Annotated in this window: 15 protein-coding genes and 1 riboswitch; of the genes, 11 read left to right on the forward strand and 4 right to left on the reverse strand. The window is 69.1% G+C overall.

The annotated features are described in order from the left end of the window. Positions 1–69 precede the first annotated feature (69 nt). The gene (locus BLT25_RS17275) at positions 70–1,164 is read left to right on the forward strand and encodes a serpin family protein (RefSeq protein ID WP_091048385.1); all 1,095 of its coding nucleotides are present in this window, start codon (positions 70–72) and stop codon (positions 1,162–1,164) included. 8 nt (positions 1,165–1,172) lie between these two features. After that, a complete protein-coding gene (locus BLT25_RS17280; protein WP_091048387.1) occupies positions 1,173–2,615 on the forward strand; it encodes a protein kinase domain-containing protein in 1,443 nt (480 codons plus the stop codon). A 613-nt stretch (positions 2,616–3,228) separates the two neighbouring features. Here BLT25_RS17280 and BLT25_RS17285 read toward each other — a convergent pair. Beyond that, a complete protein-coding gene (locus tag BLT25_RS17285; protein WP_091048390.1) occupies positions 3,229–4,503 on the reverse strand; it encodes an HNH endonuclease signature motif containing protein in 1,275 nt (424 codons plus the stop codon). A 472-nt stretch (positions 4,504–4,975) separates the two neighbouring features. Between BLT25_RS17285 and BLT25_RS17290 the strand changes: the two genes are divergently transcribed. Next, a complete protein-coding gene (locus tag BLT25_RS17290) occupies positions 4,976–6,163 on the forward strand; it encodes an MFS transporter (RefSeq protein ID WP_176883995.1) in 1,188 nt (395 codons plus the stop codon). On the opposite strand, the gene BLT25_RS17295 is transcribed toward BLT25_RS17290, so the two are convergent. Beyond that, entirely contained in the window at positions 6,160–7,311 is a 1,152-nt protein-coding gene (locus tag BLT25_RS17295) for a glycerate kinase (protein WP_091048394.1), read from the reverse strand. The two genes, BLT25_RS17290 and BLT25_RS17295, sit on opposite strands and share 4 nt — an antisense overlap. Continuing rightward, positions 7,311–8,951: an SLC13 family permease gene (locus BLT25_RS17300; protein ID WP_091048396.1), complete on the reverse strand. Its 1,641-nt coding sequence runs from the start codon at positions 8,949–8,951 to the stop codon at positions 7,311–7,313. The genes BLT25_RS17295 and BLT25_RS17300 overlap by 1 nt, the downstream gene beginning before the upstream one ends. A 112-nt stretch (positions 8,952–9,063) precedes the next feature. Here BLT25_RS17300 and BLT25_RS17305 point away from each other — a divergent pair, with 112 nt between their 5' ends. The 7 genes from BLT25_RS17305 (at position 9,064) to BLT25_RS17335 (ending at position 19,202) form a co-directional block, all read left to right on the forward strand. After that, positions 9,064–9,972 carry a LysR family transcriptional regulator gene (locus BLT25_RS17305; protein ID WP_091048398.1) on the forward strand — a complete coding sequence of 303 codons (909 nt, stop codon included), beginning with the start codon at positions 9,064–9,066 and terminating at the stop codon, positions 9,970–9,972. Positions 9,973–10,065: 93 nt separating this feature from the next. Beyond that, entirely contained in the window at positions 10,066–11,148 is a 1,083-nt protein-coding gene (locus BLT25_RS17310; RefSeq protein ID WP_091048400.1) for a tartrate dehydrogenase, read from the forward strand. Between the two features lie 123 nt (positions 11,149–11,271). Continuing rightward, positions 11,272–11,703 (forward strand): Fur family transcriptional regulator, encoded by a 432-nt coding sequence (locus BLT25_RS17315; RefSeq protein WP_091048403.1) that lies wholly within the window; start codon positions 11,272–11,274, stop codon positions 11,701–11,703. Between the two features lie 41 nt (positions 11,704–11,744). Then, a complete protein-coding gene (katG, locus tag BLT25_RS17320; RefSeq protein ID WP_091048404.1) occupies positions 11,745–13,895 on the forward strand; it encodes a catalase/peroxidase HPI in 2,151 nt (716 codons plus the stop codon). Between the two features lie 289 nt (positions 13,896–14,184). Continuing rightward, entirely contained in the window at positions 14,185–16,497 is a 2,313-nt protein-coding gene (locus tag BLT25_RS17325) for a transglycosylase domain-containing protein (RefSeq protein WP_256328642.1), read from the forward strand. 73 nt (positions 16,498–16,570) lie between these two features. After that, positions 16,571–16,684, forward strand: a riboswitch (SAM riboswitch). A 45-nt stretch (positions 16,685–16,729) separates the two neighbouring features. Next, positions 16,730–18,052 (forward strand): aminotransferase class V-fold PLP-dependent enzyme, encoded by a 1,323-nt coding sequence (locus BLT25_RS17330; RefSeq protein WP_091048407.1) that lies wholly within the window; start codon positions 16,730–16,732, stop codon positions 18,050–18,052. A gap of 94 nt (positions 18,053–18,146) precedes the next feature. After that, positions 18,147–19,202, forward strand: coding sequence for a lipoate-protein ligase small subunit (locus tag BLT25_RS17335; protein WP_371113344.1), 1,056 nt, complete (start codon positions 18,147–18,149; stop codon positions 19,200–19,202). 5 nt (positions 19,203–19,207) lie between these two features. Here the strand turns inward: BLT25_RS17335 and BLT25_RS17340 are convergent, their stop codons facing one another. Next, the gene (locus BLT25_RS17340; RefSeq protein ID WP_091048411.1) at positions 19,208–20,032 is read right to left on the reverse strand and encodes an alpha/beta fold hydrolase; all 825 of its coding nucleotides are present in this window, start codon (positions 20,030–20,032) and stop codon (positions 19,208–19,210) included. Positions 20,033–20,210: 178 nt separating this feature from the next. Between BLT25_RS17340 and BLT25_RS17345 the strand changes: the two genes are divergently transcribed. Further along, complete coding sequence (locus tag BLT25_RS17345; protein ID WP_091048412.1) at positions 20,211–21,041, forward strand: alpha/beta hydrolase; 831 nt, start codon at positions 20,211–20,213, stop codon at positions 21,039–21,041. Positions 21,042–21,044: the final 3 nt, after the last annotated feature.

Consider the following 21,044-nt stretch of genomic DNA (forward strand, 5'->3'; position numbering starts at 1 on the left):
TCCTAGTTCGATACATAACCGTATCGTGATTTGAGGCCGTGTGGTGGATGTCACCGTAATGTCTTCTGCATGGAGAAGTCGGGAACGCAGACGCCCCTGTCCCTCGCCGCCGCCCAGGCGGTCCGAACCTACGCCGCCACCACCCGCTCCGCCCTCGGGTCCGCCGAGTCCCCGGTGATCTCGTACGCCGGCCTGTGGCTGCTCCTCGCCTCGCTGGCGCCCGCGGCGGAGACCGAGACGGACGAGGTCCTGGGGTTGAACCGGGCCGACGCGCGGGCCGCGGCGCTGGCGCTGCTGGAGGCGCCGCACCCCACGATCGGGGCCGCGGTCGCCGGCTGGCTGCGCCCCGGTGTCTCGCTGACCAAGGGACTTCCGGTCGTGCTCGACCCGCTCCCGGGACAGGCGGGGCTCGACGCCTGGGCCGACGAGCACACCCGCGGTCTCATCAAGGAGTTCCCGCTCGAGATCGACGCCCAGACGCTGATCGTGCTCGCCTCGGCGCTGGTGGTGACGCCGCGCTGGAGCGAGCGGCTGGGGGAGGACGACGAGGGGCTGCTGCTGCTCGAGAGCGGCTTCCAGGCAGTGGTGGAGACCGACGCCGCCGGCCTGGTCGCGATCGCCTGTCCGCCCAGTGAGGACGGCATCTCGGTCTACTCGGTGATCGCCGCTGACGGTGTCGCCGCTGCCGATGTGTGGCAGGCCAGCGAGGAGGTCGTCCGGAGGATCGACGCGGGGGAGGTGCGCAACCACGCCTTCGAGGCGCAGGGCGCCGGCCACGCCTGGACGGTCCAGGAGGTCACCGTCTTCGGTGGCGCGACGGCCGACCGCTGGCGCAGCCACCTGCCGGAGTGGAGCTTGGAGGACCGTCACGACCTCTCGGCCGCGCCGGGCGTCGCCGAGATCGCCCGCGGCGTGATGGCCGCGGTCGAGGAGGAGACGGAGGCCGTCTGCGTCCAGAAGGCGGTCGCGTCCTACGACCGTGAGGGGTTCAAGGCGGCCGCGGTGACCGGGATGATGGTCCGGGCCGCCGCCGCGGCACCGCGCGAGACGAAGGTGCGGCAGATCGACCTGAGGTTCGACCGTCCGCACGCGGTGGTCGCGATCGCACGCGGGGGAGCGTGGGAGGGCATCCCGCTCTTCGGCTCGTGGGTGACCCCGGCATAATTTCCGTCATGGACGAGCTTCCCCCGATCGCCGGCCGCTACCGGCTCCTCACCCTGCTCGGAGCCGGCGGCATGGGCGAGGTCTGGCGGGCGCGTGACACCGTCCTCGACCGCGATGTCGCGGTCAAGCTGCTGCGCGATGTGGACGACCCCACGATGGCCGAGCGGTTCCGCCGTGAGTCGCTCTCGACCGCCCGGGTCGTCCACGACGACGTGGTCAAGATCTTCGACGCGGGCAGCGACGACAACGACGTCTTCCTGGTGATGGAGCTGCTGCCCGGACCGACCCTGGCCGAGCCGATCAAGCAGCGCGGCGCGATGCCGGTCGAGATGGCCGTCGAATACACCCGCCAGGTCGCCGGTGCGCTCGGTGCCGCCCACCGGGCCGGTGTGGTGCACCGCGACATCAAGCCGGCCAACCTCATGTTCGACGGTGAAGGCCGCCTGACCGTGCTCGACTTCGGCATCGCGTACGCCATGACGGGGGTCGACGCCGGGCTGACCCAGACGGGCCATGTGATCGGGAGCCCGTCCTACCTCTCGCCCGAGCAGGCCGCCGGCGACCCGGTCGGGCCGCCCGCCGACGTCTATTCGCTGGGCTGCGTGCTCTTCGAGATGCTCACCGGCAAGGCGCCCTACTCGGCACCGCACCCGGTCAAGATCCTGCACATGCACCTGAGCGAGCCGGTGCCGCGCATCACCGACTTCCGGGCGGTGCCCCCGCCGCTGGCGCGGCTGGTCACCCGGATGCTCGACAAGAACCCCGCCGCCCGGCCCTCGATGGACCAGGTCGGCCACGAGCTCGGCTATGTCCTCAACGGTGCCGACCCCGATGCCACCGACCGGCTCTCCGCCGGACAGGCGCCGATGCCGACCCAGGCGATGCCCCAGCGGCCGCTCGACGAGCCGATGGGGCTGGCCAGCTCCCGCACCGGTGTCATGCCCCGTCCCAGCACCCCGCCTCCGGTCCGTGGTCCGCGGCCCAGGTCGCTGCGGAAGTTCCCGACCGGCCGCCTTCTCGGCGCGGTGGCGATCGTGATCGCGTGCGTCTTCGCCGCCTCCTGGCTGGCCGCCTACGAGCCCGCGCCCGCCGAGGCCGACCAGCCGTCCCAGGGCTCCAACGGCTCCGACAGCACGGACAACAACGCCGACAACAGCGACAACACCGACAACTCCGCTGATGAGACGGTCGACAAGTCGGACAACAAGACTCTCAACCGCCTCGACAAGCTCGACCGCTGGCGCGAGAACCTGGAGAGCTGGAACGTCATCGACGGGGGTCAGTCCCAGGAGTGGGAGGACCAGATCCAGCAGATCCGTGACCTCGTCGAGAAGGGCGAGAGCGCCAAGCGCGAGATGCGGGAGCTCCGCGAGGAGTTCGACAGTCTCGGCAAGGGTGACGGCAAGGACGGCGAGAAGATCCTCGACGGGCTGCTCAAGCAGGGCCAGTAAGCGTCTTCGAACTCGGGTCGTGCTTCCCTACTGCTCTTGCTTCGGGGTGCTGTTTGCCGCCGACCCGTTACGGAGGGTGTTCTCGACGGATCCCGGAGTCAAGGACGGCCTGCGGCCGCCGGCTTCGCCGGCCGCTTCGCGGTCCTTGACACCGGTCTCCGTCGAGAATTTTGGCTGGCTATCGGGTCGGCGGCAGGGTCTGGCGCAGCGGATTCAGTTTGATCCGGGCTTGGGATCGTGGACTGGTCGTGCGCCGGCGGATCGTGTCTCGTGGGTGCCTACGGCAGTGGGCGCGATCTTGTGAATCCTTCACAAGGTCGCCGTCGCTCTGGCCGGGTCGGGTTCGGCAAGTCGGGTCATCAGTTCCCCACTGATCCGAAGAGAGTTTCCCGCGGGCGCAGATCTTCCCCACTCTCCGGAGCGTGGGCCACCGTCACTGCAGCGGGGAAGCGTCCCCGCGAGCGGGGACACGTGAGCGTGGAGTCCGGAAGCTGACCGGAACGCTCATTGCGCACCAGGACGGGCGGCTTCAGCAAGAGCTGAGCCCGGTCGACGGTTGTAGTCGTCAGGCCCGAGGGGCTGGGCCCGGTGGTGTGGTTCCTCGCCCATCCGGTTAGGGGCGGCGGGTGAACCTGATGGTGCCGTCCGGTAGTCGCTCATGAACGTACGCCGCGTTGTGGGCCAGCCGGTGATGATGCGGGCACAACAACGCCCCATCTTTCAGATCTGTCTTTCCGCCGGCGGCCCACTGGTCGAGGTGGTGGGCGTCGCACCATTCGGGTGGCATGTCGCAGCCTTCGGCTTGGCAGCATTTCTGCTGGAGCCGCATCGCTTTGCGTTGGATGGGTTGGAAGAACCTGCTGCCCCGGCCTGCGTCGAGGACCTCGCTGTCGCCGCCGAGGACCCAGGGGATGATGGTGGCGTTGCACGCCATTCGACGGGCCTCGGCCGCGCTGATGGTGGTGCCGTTGGTCTCGTCATAGCCCAGGGTGGCGATGCCGATCTCCTTGCGGAGCTCCTCGAGGGAGATGACCACGTTGATGGTGGTCGCGTCACCGCCGTGGCGGGGCAGGGCGGCCGGGTCGACGGTCTCGAGCAGGCGGGCGAACCCTTGGCCCATCAGTCGTTCCCACGGCGGCAGCGGGGCGCCCTTGGCGACCAGCTGTTGTTTGCGGGGCTGGGCGTAGGCCTCGACGAGTCGTTTGAACCGCATCCCGATCGAGGTCGGGAGCACTCCGTCGAACCCGACGGTGCCGTCGTGGTTGTCCCACACCCGCAACGCGGTCTTCTGCTGAGCACGCTCCTCTTCAGCCAACAACGCCTTGGCTTCGGCGTCCTCGAACCGGGCCGGGTCGATCTCGCGCAGGATCCGTCGTCCGACGATGCGGAGCTCGTTGGCGGTCAACCGGGTGGCGTAGTCAACGAGCAGCTTCTCCGCCAACACCAGGTCCTCACTACTGGCGACCGGGTCGGCCTCGATCTTGTCGAGTGCCTGGGTGATCACCCGGGCCTTGTCCTGGGACACGACTCCCTCGGCGAGGCCGTCGGCCACGAGGTCGTACTTGGTCACCGCTGCCGCGAGTTTCACCTGGGAGCGAGCCACGCCCTTGTCGACCAACAGCTCGGTCCGCATCCACCTCGAGACGTCCTTAGCGCCGGTCTCTTCGGCGATGTCGCCGGCAGTCGCGAGCACCCTTAGTTTCAGGGCGGCTTGTTGGGCCTGGAGTTTCTCCAGCCGTGCCAGCAGGTCTTTCTTCTGGCACGTGCGCCAGTAGGCGGGGTCGGTGGAGAGGAGTTCGTGGAGCGCTGTCTCGATGGCGGCAAGGGCAGCGTCGATCGCGTCGCCGGGGTTGGTGCCCCACAGGTCGATCGAGCGGCCGAGACTCATCGCTGCCCTCTCCTTCAGAGGTGTGCTGTGATGGGTCCGATTCTACGCTTTCATCGCCTACCTGGCCATCTATTTTCCCTGTTCAAACACTGTTTTCGCGGTGAGCAAACGGCATCGGTCCTGTGGATGGTAAGTGGCCCGAAGGGCCACCCTTCACCCCATCAACCCCACGCATCCGAAGCTAGATTCACTCCGCGCCACACCCGGGCCGCCGCCCCGATAGCCAGCCAAATCTTTTCTCGATCTGGTCCGGAGTCCAGGACCGCCGAAGGCGGCCGGCGAAGCCGGCGCCCGAAGGGCGTCCTTGACGCCGGGCCGGATCGAGAAGACCCTCAAAACAGGGTCGGCGGCCCACCCCAACCCCGAAAACACAGTCCCTACAAATCTCGACAAGCTCGACCACCGGAAACAGATGCGCCACCACCCCCCGAAGGTGCAGACTTCGCGCAACCCGAACGCGAAGGACGTACCGATGACCCGACTCCAGCTGGCCCGGATGGCGGTCTTCGTCGCCTTCGCGGTCCAGGGACTGACCTTCGCCTCGCTGATCACCAGGCTCGAGTCGATCGCGACGAAGCTCGACCTCAGCGCGGGCGACGTCTTCGTCGTGCTCGGCATCACCACCGCGGTCGGGGCGGTCGGCAGCGTCGTCGCAGGTCACCTCGCCACCAGGATCGGCAGTGCCGCGACGCTCTCGCTGATGCTCGGCGGGGCGTCGCTGGCCGCGGTCGCGCCGGCCTTCGCGCCGACGTTCGTGACCCTGCTGGTCCTCAACGGCGTCTACGGCTTCTTCCTCGGCGGTGTCGACGCCTCGATGAACATGCAGGGCACGGCCACCCAGGACGCGTACGCCCGCCCGTTGATGAACGGCTTCCACGCGATGTGGAGCGCGGCGGCCGTCCTCGGCGCCGTCTATGCGACCGTGACGATCGCCCTCGGCGTACCTCTGGGTCTGGACATGATCCCCATCGCCGTCATCGGTCTGGCCGCCAACCTCGCCACGTTCCGGTTCCTGCTGCCACCGGAGGCGGTCGACGCTGCCGAGCATCGAGCCAGCAGTACGCAGCGCCCCAAGGTCCAGCTGCCGTGGCTGCCCCTCCTCCTCGTCGCGGTGCCGACGTTCGCGATGTGGTTCATCGACTCGGCGGCCTCCGCGTGGGGAGGGATCTACGTCGTCGACGGACTGGGCGCAGCGGCGGCTGTCGCGCCGGCGATCTATGCCGCCTACCAGCTGGTCCTCCTGGCCGTACGCCTCCCCGGCGACCGCCTCGTCGCCCGGTTCGGTCCCGAGCGGGTGATCCGCACAGGCGGCATCGTCGGCGTCGGCGCCCTGGTGCTGATCGTCGTCGCGCCGCACTGGAGCGTCGCGGCCGTCGGGTTCGCAGTGCTCGGCGGCAGCCTGGCGATGGTCCCGCCGCAGTCCTTCGTCGCCGCCGCCCACATCTCCCCGGACAACGCCGAGGAGGCGATCGCCCGGGTCAACCTGGCCAACTACGCCGGCTATCTCGCCGCCGCCTCCCTGATCGCCGCGGTCGCCGAGGTCTTCGGCGAGCGCTCGATGTTCCTCGTCCCGCTGGCGATCTCGGTCCTGATCCCGCTGATGGCCGGCCGCTTCGCGACCCGGCCGGAGACGGTGCCCGAGCCCGACGCGGTCTCCTAGTCGAGGCTGGGTGCGCGCTCGCAGCGATCTCGGGCAAGGCGAGCCACCTGGCCTCCGGTGCGGCGCAGCAGTTCGGGGGCATACCGGACGCATCTGTCCGGGTCGGGGTCGAGCGAGATCAGGTCGAGGACCGTCATCAGCCCACCCCCTGCCGCCTGAGCAGGCGACAGGCAGTTGCGTCCCACGACCGCGATGACCGGTACGCCCAGGGAGCCGGCGAGCCGGGCGACGCCTAACGGACCTTTCCCGGCGAGGCTCTGGACGTCCAGGCTGCCCTCGCCCACGACGACCAGGTCGGCGAGGCTGATCTGCTCCTCGAGGCCGATCAAGTCAGCGACCACGTCGATGCCTGGCCGGAAGGTCGCCCCGAGGGCGAGCAGCGCGAAGCCCGTCCCCCCGGCGGCGCCGGCACCCGGCACGCTCGAGAGGCCGGCACGGGTCGGTCCACAAACCGCCCGGGCGAAGGCGTCCAGTCCGGCCTCGGCCACGAGCAGGTCATTGCTGCGAAGACCTTTCTGCGGGCCGAAGACGTGAGCCGCCCCCTCAGGGCCGAGCAGGGGGTTGGTGACGTCGCAGGCGGCGACGATGCGTACCCCCGCCAACCTGGCCCGCGCCGCGCTCAGGTCGATGGTGGTCGTGCTGCCGAGGTGTCGGGCCCCGCGGCCCACGGACTCACCGTTGCGATCGAGGATCATTCCCCCGAGGGCCTGGAGGACGCCGGCGCCTCCGTCGGTGCTTGCGCTGCCGCCGAGCCCGACGATCACCTCGGTGGCACCCGCGTCCACCGCGGCTGCGATGATCTGGCCGAGACCGTAGGTGGAGGCCGCCCACGGAGCCAGGCGCCCCGCCGGAAGGCGTTGCAGCCCGCAGGACTCGGCGAGCTCGATGACGGCCCGGGCACCGTCCACAGCGTAGGTGGCTTCGACCGGCAACCCGGTCGGCCCCTCCACCGTCGCCCTGCGGGCAGACCATCCCGCGGCCAAGGCCGCCGCCACGGTCCCCTCGCCGCCATCGGCGATGGGGGAGCGGCGTACGAGGATCCGGGGGTCCTCGTCCCGGATCCCCTCGGCCAGATGGTGGGCGACATCGGCGGCGTCGAGCGAGCCTTTGAACTTGTCCGGCGCCAAGAGGATGGTCGGATGCGTCATCAGCCTGCGATTCCGGTCAGCGTGGCCATGACGGGAACACAAGCGATGATGGCGAGGGCGCCGAGGATGTCGAAGCAGAGTCCGGACCGGATCATCTTGGTGATAGGTACGCACCCGGATCCGTACACGATGGCGTTCTGAGGTGTGGAGACCGGAAGCATGAACCCGAACGAGGCGCCGAAGGTGGCCGCGATCGCCGGGATCATGGGATCGACACCTGCTGCCGCCGCAAGCGGGATGATGATGGGCACGACGACCGCGGCCGATGCGGTGTTGCTGGTCGTCTCGGAGACGAGGATCGCCAGGAAGACGCCGAACGCGGTGATGGCCAGCGAGCTGCCGATCCCGAGACCGCCGAACGCGGCGTTGCCGATGGTCTCGGCCAGTCCGGTCGCCTGGAGCATGGCACCGAAGATGATGCCCGTTCCGAACAGGATGATGGTGCCCCAGTCGATCTTCGTCGCGTCGCTCCAGCTCATCGTGGCCTCACGGCGGGTCCAGTTGACCGGCAGGATGAAGAGGAGGGCGGCTCCGATCACCGCGACGACCCCTTCGTTGAGCCGGTCGTCGACCAGGGCGTACGCCGCCGACTCGCTGCCGGCGACGAGACCGACGACGGCGGGGACGAGCCACAGCGTGACCGTCACGCCGAAGGCGATGACCGTGTTGATCTCGGCCCGGCTCATCCGACCCTGCTCACGCCGGCGTTCGCGGATGAACTCCTCGACGCCGTCGATGTGACGCACCTCGGGGCGGTTGATCAGCAACAGGATGACGGCGAGCACCACGAACATGGCCAGGCACATGGGCACCGCGGTGCCCGTCCACTGGGCGAACGAGATCCGCTCTCCGGTGGCTTCCTCGATCAGGCCGCGGCCGATCAGGTTGGGTGGCGCGCCGACGGGTGTGAGGAGGCCGCCGACACTCGCGCTGTAGGCGAGCATGAGCATCAGGGCAGTGCCGACGCGCAGGCGCATCGGGTCGAAGTCGGACTTCACCACACCGCGGTCCTGCATCAGGCGTCCGACGACCGCGAGGATGCCAAGTGCCGTCGGCATGAGCATCGCGACCGTGGCGGTGTTCGACACGAAGGCCGACAGCAGACACGTCACGCCACCGAAGGCGAGGATGATCCGGAACGTCGACTTGCCCACGCCCGGGAGCCCGAGAACCAGGAATGCGATGCGCTGTGCGACTCCGTGCTTGAGCATGGCCTGAGCCAGGATGAACGCACCGATGAAGGTGAAGACCGTCGTCGACCCGAACGGTGCCAGGACCTCATCGGATGGTGCGACTCCCAGCAGGATGATCGCGGACACCCCGATGAGTCCGCCGATGGGAATCGGGACCGGTTCACAGATCCACAACACGATGACTCCGAGGAGCACCGCAGCCAGCGTCTGCTGAGTGGAGTCGAGGCCCAGCGGCAGCAGGGCGAAGACGACTGAGACGAGCGGCGCCAGGAACCAGCCTGCGGTCTGGCGCCCCTTCTCGAACCGTTCCTCGGCGGGTGAGAGCCTCTGCTCGGACAGACTGCGGAAGGTCTTGCCGCCGAGGAGCACCTTCTCGACGTCGGTGCGCCCGGAGCTCGAGTTCGGAGGGGTCGGATCGCTGGTGCGTGGCATCGATACGGAAGCCATGGGGTTCTCCTTCGGCTCAGGTTTCGATCACCATGGCAACGTGACGCGCGTCACGTCCAAGACCGATACTCTCTGACATACATAGGCAGCGCCTATCAACGGAGGCCACCACTTGGATGCACGACAGCTCGGCTACTTTCTCGCGATCGTCGACCACGGCGGCTTCGGTCGGGCGGCCGAACATCTCCACATCGCCCAGCCGTCGTTGTCGCAGGCGATGGCGGGACTCGAACGAGAGCTGAAGATCAAGCTCTTCGTCCGGGCGGGCAGGGGAGTGGTGCTCACCGATGCCGGGGAACAGCTGGTCGGGCCTGCGCGCCGAGTGATCCGCGATCTCGACGACGCCAGGGACGTCGTACGTTCGGCGCGGCAGCTGCGCCGGGGCCGGGTGGACCTGGTGACGATGCCGTCACCGGGCATCGAGCCCCTCACCACGATCATGTCGGCGTTCTCGCGGGAGTGGCCGGCGATGACTGTCAACGTGGCTGGGGTCTTCACACCCGAGGAGGTCGTGGAGACCGTGGTCTCCGGGGTCGCCGAGATCGGGTTCCTGGGCTCATCGGCCAAGCCCTACACGGCCGACCTCACGGTGCGACACATCGAGGACCAGCCGCTCGTGCTCATCTCGCCGCCTGGTTCCGGGCTCCCTGCCGGTGACGCGGTCGAACGCTCGCAGCTGACCGGACTGCGCTTGGTCGTCTCCCAGCGCGGCAGCCTGATGCGTCAGCTCGTCGACGACGTCCTCGCCAGCGGCGCCGACGCTCACCTCGTCGCCGAGGTCGCTCACCGCACCTCGATCCTGCCCTTGGTCATGTCGGGGCTCGGGCATGCGGTGATGCCGTCCTCGTGGAACTCGATCGCCACCCATGTGGGTGCGGAGGTCCGCCGGATCGAGCCCAGTTCCGTGCTCCGGGTCTCGGCGGTGTGGAGGCAGGACGTGCTCACGCCGGGTGCGGCCGCGTTTCTGGAGGTGCTCGACAAGCACCTGGACGCCGAAGACAGCGCTGAGGTCGACTCATAGGCGAGCCCTATGTAGGAGATCGGACACCGGTCTTGGACGCCGCGGCGGCGGCGCGGGTTGACTCGAGACACGTTCACCAGCACGGAGGTTCCGATGAGTCAGACCACACGTTTCCGCATCGCCTCGATCCCGGCCGACGGGGTCGGCATCGAGGTCGTCACGGCCGGCCTGAAGGTGCTCGACGCGCTTGCGTCGGCATCGCACGGCGCCTTCGCCTTCGATGTCGACGAGTTCCCCTGGGGCTCGGACTACTACGCCAAGACCGGCAAGATGATCGACGACGACGGCCCCGACCGGATCAAGGACCACGACGCGATCTACTTCGGCGCCGTCGGCTGGGAGAACGTGCCCGACCACATCAGCCTCTGGGGACTGCGGCTGCGGCTGTGCCAGGGCTTCGACCAATGGGCCAACGTACGTCCTGTCCACTTCCTCCCTGGCATCACGAGCCCGCTGCGCAAGGCCGACGACACCGAGCTCGACTGGGTCGTCGTCCGGGAGAACTCCGAGGGCGAGTACGCCGGTTTCGGCGGTCGCAACTTCGGCGGTCGCGACGGCCGCGGCGAGATCGCCACGCAGTCCGCCGTCTTCACCGAGGTCGGCTGTGAGCGGATAATGCGCTACGCCTTCGACCTCGCCCGCACCCGCGGCAACAAGAAGGTCTCGAGCGTCACCAAGAGCAACGCCCAGCAGTACGGCATGGTGCTCTGGGACGACGTCTTCAAGCGGGTCGCCGTCGACTATCCCGACGTCGAGACCGAGAGCGTGCTGGTCGACGCGATGTCGGCGAAGTTCGTCCTCAAGCCTGAGGACCTCTCGGTGGTCGTCGCCTCCAACCTCAACGCCGACATCCTCTCCGACCTCGGCAGTGCGCTGGCCGGCAGCCTCGGACTCGCTGCCAGTGCGAACCTCAACCCCGAGCGACGCTTCCCCAGCATGTTCGAGCCCGTCCACGGATCCGCCCCCGACATCGCGGGGCAGGGCATCTGCAACCCCGTCGGTGCCATCGGCAGTGCCGGGCTGATGCTCGACCATCTCGGGCTCGCCGATGAGGCCAAGCGCATCCAGCGTGCCATCGAGCGCACCTGTGCGTCCGGGATCCTGACGCCGGACGTGGGCGGCACGGCCACCACCCAGGACGTCACCAGCGCGATCATCGACAACCTCGCCGACTGACGTAGCGCCTCGACCGCGACCCGAAACTGCTCCCCGTCCATGGCGGGGAGCAGTTCGGCGTACGGGGTCAGAATTTTCCATCCGTTTCTTGACTCATTCAAGAATTGGCGTAGGCTCAGGGCTGTGGGGAACGCGGACTACGAACAGCTGCTGAGAGGTGCCTCCCTGCGCGTCACTCGCCCGCGAGTGGCCGTCCTGGGAGCCGTCACCGAGAACGCGCACGCCGATACCGAGACCATCCTCGGCGCGGTGCGCGAGCGGCTTCCGGACGTCTCCCATCAAGCCGTCTACGACTCCCTCGCCGCCCTCTCGGCGGCCGGGATCGTACGCCGCATCCAGCCGTCCGGCTCGGTGGCTCGTTATGAGACCCGGGTCGGGGACAACCACCACCACGTGGTCTGCCGCTCCTGCGGGAACATCGCCGACGTCGACTGCGCCGTCGGCCATGCGCCTTGCTTGACGGCATCAGACGACAACGGCTTCGTCGTCGACGAGGCCGAGGTCATCTACTGGGGCACCTGTCCGCAGTGCCAGGCCGCCCAGGGCAAGAACTGAGCAGCGCAGCAAATGATCCGAACAAGAAGGACTGGAACCTGATGTCTGAAGAGTCCGTGAGCAAGTGCCCGGTCATGAACGCCGGCCGCGTTCACCCGACCGTCGGCAGCGCCAACCAGGAATGGTGGCCCAACAAGCTCAACCTGAAGATCTTGGCCAAGCATCACCCCGCGGCCAACCCGGTCGACCCCGACTTCGACTACAAGACGGCCTTCGAGGCTCTCGACCTGGACGCCGTCAAGGCTGACATCGCCGCGGTCCTGACCGACTCCAAGGACTGGTGGCCGGCCGACTTCGGCAACTACGGCCCGTTCATGATCCGCCTCGCGTGGCACGCCGCGGGCACCTACCGCAGCCACGACGGCCGCGGTGGCGCCGGCAGTGGTCAGCAGCGCTTCGCGCCGCTCAACTCCTGGCCCGACAACGTCTCCCTCGACAAGGGCCGCCGCCTGCTGTGGCCGGTCAAGGCGAAGTACGGCCAGGCGCTCTCCTGGGCCGACCTGTTCGTGCTGGTCGGCAACGTCGCGCTGGAGACCATGGGTCTGAAGACCTTCGGCTACTCCGGTGGTCGCGAGGACGTGTGGGAGGCCGACGACGACGTCTACTGGGGTCCGGAGAAGGTCTGGCTCGACGACGAGCGCTACACCGGCGAGCGCGACCTGCAGGCGCCGCTGGCCGCTGTCCAGATGGGTCTGATCTACGTCAACCCGGAGGGCCCCAACGGCCAGCCCGACCCGCTGAAGTCCGCGGTGGACATCAAGGAGACCTTCCGCCGCATGGGGATGGACTCCGAGGAGACCGTCGCCCTGATCGCCGGCGGCCACACCTTCGGCAAGACCCACGGTGCCCACACCGACGACCTGATCGGCCCCGACCCGGAGGCCGCGCCCCTGGAGAACCAGGGCATCGGCTGGAAGAACGGCCACGGCACCGGTGTCGGCGCCGACGCGGTCACCTCGGGCCTCGAGGTCACCTGGACCTACCACCCGACCCGTTGGGACAACGAGTTCTTCCACATCCTCTACGCCTACGACTGGGAGCTCACCGAGTCCCCGGCCGGCGCCAAGCAGTGGAAGCCGAAGAACAACGGCGGCGCCGACCTGGTGCCCGAGGCCTTCGGTGACGGCAAGCGCGAGCCGCGCATGCTCACCTCCGACCTCGCCCTGCGCGTCGACCCGGAGTTCGACGAGATCTCGCGCCGTTTCAAGGACGACCAGGACCTCTTCGCCGACGCCTTCGCCCGCGCGTGGTTCAAGCTGACCCACCGCGACATGGGCCCGAAGAGCCGCTACGCCGGCGCCGAGGTCCCGGCCGAGGACTTCGACTGGCAGGACCCGCTCCCCACCGGTTCCGCCGCCACCGACGACGCCTCGATCGCTGCGGCCAAGAAGGCGATCGCCGAGTCCGGCCTGACCGCTCAGCAGCTCGTCTCCACCGCCTGGAAGGCCGCTGCGACCTTCCGCAGCTCCGACAAGCGCGGTGGCGCCAACGGTGGTCGCATCCGCCTCGAGCCGCAGGTGTCCTGGAAGGTCAACCAGCCCGACGAGCTCAAGCCGATCCTCGCGAAGTTCGAGGAGATCGCGGCTGCGACCGGCGTCTCCTTCGCCGACGTACTCGTCCTCGCCGGTGGCGTGGGTGTCGAGCAGGCCGCGAAGGCGGCCGGCTACGAGGTGACCGTGCCGTTCACGGCCGGCCGCGTCGACGCCACCCAGGAGCAGACCTCCGAGGAGAACTTCGCCTGGCTCGAGCCGGTGGCCGACGGCTTCCGCAACTACGACTCCGGGTTCCTCAACCTGCCCTCCGAGTTCCTGTTCATCGACCGCGCCAACCTCCTGGGCCTCTCCGCCCCGGAGGCGACCGTCCTCACCGGCGGCCTCCGCGTGATCGGTAACAACTGGGACGGCTCCGACCTCGGTGTCTTCACCAAGACCCCGGGCGCGCTGACGAACGACTTCTTCGTCAACCTGCTCGACTACGACCAGCAGTGGACCCCGTCCGCCGACGAGTCGACCTACACCAGCACCAACGGCTGGACCGGTTCGCGCGTCGACCTGGTCTTCGGCGCCAACTCCGAGCTCCGCGCCGTCGCCGAGCTCTACGCCGGCTCCGACGCCAAGGAGAAGTTCGTCAACGACTTCGTCAAGGCGTGGGTCAAGGTCATGGACAACGACCGCTTCGACCTGAAGAAGTGACCTGAGGGCCGTACGTCACGGCGTACGCCTGACACGGAGGCCGGCTCCCCAAGGGGTCGGCCTCCGTTGTCATACCCACCCGGGTAGGATCAACGGCCGCCGCAATCAGTCGCCTAGGTCAGGTGGAGCAATGGAACACCGGAGCGCCGAGCCTCCGAAGGGTCCGACCGGCCCGCCGCCGTCGTGGCGACCGCCTCCGCCGCCTGCCGCACAGGCTCCTCGGGTCGTGCCGGAGCCGCCTCGGGCGTCCAGCCGACCGGGTGCGCGTCGGGCGGATCCCAAGCCGTCCGTGGCCCGCGACTGGCTCGCCAAGCTCGAGCCGGCCACGGCCTGGGCGGTCGAGAAGTGGGCCAAACGGAGCGACGGATCCGGGAGCACCAGGTCCGAGGGCGCCGGCGCTCGTCCACCGGCCACGACCTGGCGCCGCTGGGGGAAGGTCACGGCGAAGGTGGTGCTGGTCGGGTTCTTGGCCATCGCCCTGATCGGCTCGGTCGCGGCCATCGTGTCCTACAACCGGATCGCGGTGCCGGACCCGAACGCCGCCTTCGAGGTCGAGTCGTCCTTCGTCTACTACAACAACGCCAAGACCGAGCTCGGCCGTTACCAAGATGGTGACCAGAACCGGATCAAGCTCGACTCCGACGAGATCCCCGATCTGGTCAAGCACGCCGTGGTCGCTGCGGAGGACCGTACGTTCTACGAGAACAGCGGCGTAGACCTCAAGGGCATCGTCCGCACCGCCTTCACCAACACCACCGAGGGCACCTCCGGCGGTGCGTCCACGATCACCCAGCAGTACGTCAAGAACTACTACCTCAGCTCCGAGTACTCCTACTCGCGCAAGCTGAAGGAAGCGGTCATCGCCCTGAAGCTGACCCGGCAGAAGAGCAAGGACCAGATCCTCACCGACTATCTCAACACGATCTACTTCAACCGCGGCGCCTACGGCATCGAGGCGGCCGCGAAGGCCTACTTCGCGAAGCCCACCAAGGACCTCTCCCTGCAGGAGACTGCGGCGCTGGCGGCGATCCTCAACAACCCGGCCGGCTTCGACCCGGCCAGCAGCACCTTCCGCGGCGAGGAGAAGCTGCTCGGCCGCTACCAGTACGTCCTCTCCGGCATGGTCGACCTCGGCTACCTGAAGCAGGCCGACGCCGACAAGGTGATGGAGAAGCTGCCGAAGTTCCCCACGAAGACCGTGCCGAGCCGGCTCGGCGGCCAGCGTGGCCACGCGCTCACCATGATCAAGGCCGAGCTGCTCGGCCTGAAGGGCGCCGACGGCAAGCCGCTGTTCACCGAGGAGGAGATCGACAGCGGTGGTCTGCGGATCACCTCCACCCTGTCGACGAAGGTGATGAAGGCGTCGGCCTCGGCGGCCAAGACCGTGAAGCCGAAGAACCGGAAGGCGTACGTCAAGGGCGACCCGGACCAGAAGAACGCCCTGCACGTGGCGACCGCCTCGGTCGACGTCGGGTCCGGTGCGCTGCTCGGCTTCTACGGTGGCCAGGACTACCTCGACAGCCAGCACAACTGGGCCGCGACCGGTGGCCACGCCGGATCGACGATGAAGCCCTTCGCCACCGCCGCGGCGATCGCGAAGGGCTACTCGCTGAAGTCGACGTGGGCGGGTGACTCGCCGTTCACGACCTACACCGGGCAAGAGGTGGTCAACGAGGGTGAGCAGGCCGGGATCGCGGACGGGATGGACTACGGCCAGCACATCACCATGCTCAAGGCGATGGAGCAGTCGGTGAACACGGCCTACATCGACATGACCGAGTCGATGGGTGGCCCCGAGGAGGGCCGCAAGGCGATCTACGACACCGCGGTCGCCGCGGGGGTCGCGCCGGCGAAGGCGAACCCGAAGTTCCCGGGGATCCCCAGCACCACCACCGACTTCGACCACAAGACCGACGACCGGATCGCGCTCGGCCGTGCCAACGTCAGCCCGATCAACATGGCCAACGCCTACGCCACGATCGCCGACGGCGGCTACCGCCACGACGTGCACGTGGTGAAGAAGGTCCGCGACCGCGCCGGCAACGTCCTCTACAGCTGGAACGGCCGCAAGAACGCCCGGCACGCGATCTCCGAGGACGTCGCCGCCGACGTGACGTACGCGATGCAGGGCGTGGTGCAGAGCGGTTCCGGCCAGAAGGCGCAGAGCATCGGCCGGCCGGTGGCCGGCAAGACCGGCACCGGCACCTGCACCACCGCGCAGTACGTCTGCTCGTCCTGGTTCGTCGGGTTCACCCCGCAGATCGCCACCGCCGTGCGTTACTCGCGCGGCAACGGCGAGGGCAAGCTCGACGGCGGCTGGATGCCGTCCTACTTCGGCGCCGACTATCCCACCGAGACCTGGGCGGCCATCATGGCGGATGCCATGGAGGGTAAGGAGGTCGAGAACTTCCCCGAACCCGTCTACGTCGACGGCCAGGATCCCGAGTCCGGTCACGAGGAGGAGCTGATCGCTCCGCCTGCTCCGCCCGCACCGCCGGAGGAGGACGACGGCGAGAAGTGCGACCCGGTCTCGGAGTTCTTCGGCACGTGCGACAACGGGAATGGCAACGGCAACGGAAACCCCTGGGAGGGGCGTCCGTGATCTGAGACGCGTGCCCACCGATCGAGATGACGAGTTGGTGGGCGTGTCCGGTCTCGGGCAGGATCTTCGCGAAGGTCACGACTGCCAGCGCGAAGCCCCGGCTTGCTGGCGGGCAACCCTCCCACGCGGTGGGGTGCTCCGGGTGACGACCAGGCCCTCGCCGAGGTGGCGCGGGCAAGCGCGTGCTTCGCCGGGCAGCCCTGGGGGAGCCATGACCCCGAAGGGTGCCCCCATGTCCCTGCTTCCGCTCGTCGGCTCGAAGACTCAGGTCCCGCTGCTGGACGGAACGACCACGACGTACGCCAACCTCGACGTGGCCGCGTCGGCGCCGGCGCTGCAGAGCGTGGCCGACCGGGTGGCCGAGGTCCTGCCCTGGTACGCCTCGGTGCATCGTGGCGCCGGCTATCTGTCCCAGGTCTCGACCGCCCTCTACGAGGAGTCGCGCGCGACCATCGGCGCCTATGTCGGCGCCCGCGAGGACGACGTCACCGTCATCACCCGCAACACCACCGACTCGGTGAACCTGCTGGCCGGCTGCGTACCCGGCCGGGTGCTCGTCCTCGACATCGAGCACCACGCCAACCTCGTCCCGTGGCGCCGCGTCGAGGCCGGCGTCACCGTGGTCGCCGGCCGGGACACCCTCGCCGGCACCATCGACGCCCTCGCCGGCGAGCTGGCCCGGGACAGCTTCGCCCTGGTCGCGATCACCGGCGCCTCCAACGTCACCGGCGAGGCGCTGCCGGTCGGCGAGATCGTCACCCTGGCCCACGCCCACGGTGCCCGGGTCCTCGTCGACGGCGCCCAGCTGCTCGCCCACCGGCACTTCTCGCTGGCCGCGACCGGCGCCGACTACGTCGCCTTCTCCGGCCACAAGCTCTACGCGCCCTACGGCGCCGGCGCCCTGGCCGGGCGTCGCGACTGGCTCGACGTCGGCACCCCCTACCTCGCCGGGGGAGGGGCGGTCGACGACGTCGAGGTGGGGGAGACCACCTGGCAGCCGGCGCCCGCACGCCACGAGGGCGGCTCGCCCAACGTCATCGGCGCCGCCGCGCTGGCCGTGGCCTGTACGACTCTCGGCGGTCTCCCGGCCGCCGACCTGGACCGCCACGAGGCGTCACTGAGGGGACGCCTCGTGGCCGGCCTGTCCGCGCTCGACGGAGTCGAGGTGATCCGGTTGTGGCCCGACTCCGACGAGCCGGTCGGGGTCGTCACCTTCACCGTCGACGGCATCGAGCCCGGCCATGTCGCGGCCTACCTCTCGGCCGAGCACGGTCTGGGCGTACGCGACGGCCGCTTCTGCGCCCAGCCGCTCCTCAAGCGCCTCGGGCTCACCGCCGGCGCGGTCCGCGCGAGCATCGGCATCGGCACCTCGCTCGCCGACGTGGACCGGCTGGTGGCCGGCGTACGGTCCCTGCTCGCCGGTCACGTCCGGGGTGACTACGTCCTCATCGACGGGGCCTGGACGCTGGCCGAGGACCCCCGCCCGCTCGTCGGCCCCGCCGGACTGACCCGCCTGGCCGACACCGCCGGCTCCTGCGGCGCCACGGTTGGTTGAGCCGCCGGAGCCGCTAGGCGGAGGCGTGTCGAAACCAACACAGCCGTCAACCGGGAGCCGGGATGGATCCCGCGTCCGAGCGCGTTAAGACACTGTGAGCGAACGAGTGCATGGCGAGCGGAAGGTACGCGGCGGCAAGCTGGTCGTCGTCGATGCGACGGTCTCCGCTGACACGATCGACGATGTGGTCCTCTCGGGCGACTTCTTCCTGGAACCCGACGAGGCGCTGGGGTGGCTGACCGCGGCGCTGGAGGGGCAATCTGTCGACGTGTCCCTCGACCAGCTGACCGCGGACCTGGACGCCGCGGCCCGCGATGCCGATCTGGTCGGCTTCGGGACCCGCGACATCGCCCTGACGGTGCTGCGCGCACTGGGCAGGGCCACGACCTGGGACGACCTCGACCTCGAGATCGTCGAGACCGGGCCGCTGGAGCCGCAGATGCAGATGGCCCTCGACGAGGTCATCGTCCGCCAGGTCGCCGAGGGCCGCCGAGCCCCCAACCTGAGGTTCTGGGACTGGGCGAGCAGCGCGGTCGTGATCGGCAGCTACCAGTCGATCTCCAACGAGGTCGACGAGGCCGCCGCCGAGCGGCACGGCATCGAGGTCGTACGCCGCATCTCCGGTGGCGGCGCGATGTTCGTCGAGCCGGGCAACACGATCACCTACAGCCTCGCCGTCCCCGACACGCTCGTGGCCGGCATGTCCTTCCAGGAGTCGTACGCCTTCCTCGACGAGTGGGTGCTGCGCGGCCTGCGCAGCGTCGGCATCGAGGCCGCCTACGCCGGTCTGAACGACATCGCCTCGCCGGTCGGCAAGATCGCCGGCGCCGCCCAGAAACGGATCCCGGGCGGCGTCCTGCACCACGTCACGATGGCCTACGACATCGACGCCGACAAGATGCTCGAGGTGCTCCGGATCGGCCGGGAGAAGATGTCCGACAAGGGCACCCGGAGCGCGGCCAAGCGGGTCGACCCGATCCGTTCCCAGACCGGGCTGAGCCGCGAGAAGGTCATCGACGCGCTGCTGACGGAGTTCGAGCAGAGCTTCGGCGCGGCGTACGTCGGCCTCGACCAGGCCACGATCGAGGAGGCCGCGGCGCTGGTCGAGAGCAAGCACGGGACCCCGGCCTGGCGCGCGAGGGTGCCGTAGGCCGCTCAGCGATCGATGAAGGCCAGCAGGTCGGCGTGCAGGCGATCGCGATCGGTGTCCGGAAGGGCATGGCTGGAACCCTCGTAGACCTTCAGCTCCGCGCCGTCGATCAGCTCGACCGAGCGGCGGCCCCCGACCTCGATCGGCACGATCTGGTCGTCGTCACCGTGCACGACCAGCGTCGGCACGTCGATCTTGGCCAGGTCGGGCCGGAAGTCGGTGGCGGAGAAGGCCGCGATGCACTCGTAGGCGCCACGGTGCCCGGAGGCCATGCCCTGGAGCCAGAAGGCGTCGCGGAAGCCCTGCGGGACGTCGCCATTCCGGTTGTGCCCGAAGAACGGTCCGTCGGCCAGGTCGCGGTAGAGCTGGGCCCGGTTGGCCAGCTCCCCGGCCCGGATCTCGTCGAAGACCTCGACGGGTAGCCCGTCGGGGTTGTCGTCGGTCCGCAGCATGAGCGGCGGCACCGCCGAGACCAGGGCGAGCCCGGCGACGCGGCCGGTGCCGTGCCGCCCGACGTACCGGACGATCTCGCCGCCGCCCGTCGAGTGCCCGACGAGGGTGAGGTCGCGCAGGTCGAGCGCGTCGATCATGCAGGCGAGGTCGTCGGCGTAGGTGTCCATCTCGTTGCCGGACCAGGTCTGGCTGGAGCGGCCGTGGCCCCGGCGGTCGTGGGCGACGGCTCGGTGGCCGTGCTGCGCGAGGAAGAGCGCGGTGGCCTCCCAGGCGTCGGAGTTGAGCGGCCAGCCGTGGCTGAGCAGCACGGGGCTTCCGCTGACGCCCCAGTCCTTGTAGAAGATCTGGGCGCCGTCGTCGGCGGTGATGTAAGGCATCGGCTTCCTCCCACGGTCGGTTGGGATCTGTCCTGACGAGCCTCACGCAGCGCCCAGGCCCGGCGGACCACGTGGACCGCGTAGTCCCGCGGGACTACGCGTCGTACGTGGTCCGGACGCATCGCGCCTCGATGGACGATCGGAGCGTCTCAGCCCAGCATCAGAGAGGGAACCTGACATGAGCACCCCGGACACCATCGTCCTGATCCACGGCTTCTGGGTCACACCCCGGTCGTGGGAACACTGGAAGGCCCGGTACGAGGCCAAGGGCTTCACCGTGCACACCCCCGCCTACCCCGGATTCGAGGTCGAGGTCGAGGCCCTCCGTGAAGACCCGACACCGATCGCGGACCTCACCCTGGAGGCGATCGTCTCCCACCTGGAGGCCTTCCTCGACACGCTCGACACCGCACCGATCATCATGGGCCACTCGGCCGGCGGAGCGTTCACGCAGGTCGTGATGGACCACGGCTACGGCGCCGCGGGCGTCGTCCTCAACTCCGCCCCGACCGAGGGCGTCCGGGCCACGCCGTGGAGCCAGCTGCGCTCGGTCTTCCCGGTGCTCAAGAACCCGGCCAACCATCACCGCGCCGTCGGTTTCGACGCCGAGCAGTGGACGTACGCCTTCACGAACACCTACACCGAGGAGGAGTCGGCGGCCTTCTACGAGCGCTACCACATCCCGGCTTCGGGCCGGGTCCTGTTCGACTCCGTGCTGGCGAACTTCCAGCCTGGTCACCAGGGTGCCTGGGTCGACTTCAAGAACGCCGACCGCGCGCCGCTGCTGTTCCTGTCCGGGTCCGAGGACCACATCATGCCGCCGTCGGTGCAGGCCTCGAACGTCAAGCACTACCAGGGCGACGGAACCGTCACCGAGCACGAGACGTACGAGGGCCGGCCGCATCTGATGGTGGCCGGTCCGGGGTGGGAGGGGATCGCCGACCACGCGCTGGAGTGGGCGCTCTCCCACGCCGGGCAGCGGGACACCACCGAGCCCACCGACTCCTGAGCC

It is taken from the genome of Nocardioides sp. YR527, assembly GCF_900101045.1.
Lineage (GTDB): Bacteria > Actinomycetota > Actinomycetes > Propionibacteriales > Nocardioidaceae > Nocardioides.

Excerpts from the sequence above, each read along its gene's own strand:
- BLT25_RS17275 (WP_091048385.1), top strand. The coding sequence starts at position 70 with ATGGAGAAGTCGGGAACGCAGACGCCCCTGTCCCTCGCCGCCGCCCAG.
- BLT25_RS17280 (WP_091048387.1), top strand. The coding sequence starts at position 1,173 with ATGGACGAGCTTCCCCCGATCGCCGGCCGCTACCGGCTCCTCACCCTG.
- BLT25_RS17285 (WP_091048390.1), bottom strand. The coding sequence starts at position 4,503 with ATGAGTCTCGGCCGCTCGATCGACCTGTGGGGCACCAACCCCGGCGAC.
- BLT25_RS17290 (WP_176883995.1), top strand. The coding sequence starts at position 4,976 with ATGACCCGACTCCAGCTGGCCCGGATGGCGGTCTTCGTCGCCTTCGCG.
- BLT25_RS17295 (WP_091048394.1), bottom strand. The coding sequence starts at position 7,311 with ATGACGCATCCGACCATCCTCTTGGCGCCGGACAAGTTCAAAGGCTCG.
- BLT25_RS17300 (WP_091048396.1), bottom strand. The coding sequence starts at position 8,951 with ATGGCTTCCGTATCGATGCCACGCACCAGCGATCCGACCCCTCCGAAC.
- BLT25_RS17310 (WP_091048400.1), top strand. The coding sequence starts at position 10,066 with ATGAGTCAGACCACACGTTTCCGCATCGCCTCGATCCCGGCCGACGGG.
- katG (WP_091048404.1), top strand. The coding sequence starts at position 11,745 with ATGTCTGAAGAGTCCGTGAGCAAGTGCCCGGTCATGAACGCCGGCCGC.
- BLT25_RS17330 (WP_091048407.1), top strand. The coding sequence starts at position 16,730 with ATGTCCCTGCTTCCGCTCGTCGGCTCGAAGACTCAGGTCCCGCTGCTG.
- BLT25_RS17340 (WP_091048411.1), bottom strand. The coding sequence starts at position 20,032 with ATGCCTTACATCACCGCCGACGACGGCGCCCAGATCTTCTACAAGGAC.
- BLT25_RS17345 (WP_091048412.1), top strand. The coding sequence starts at position 20,211 with ATGAGCACCCCGGACACCATCGTCCTGATCCACGGCTTCTGGGTCACA.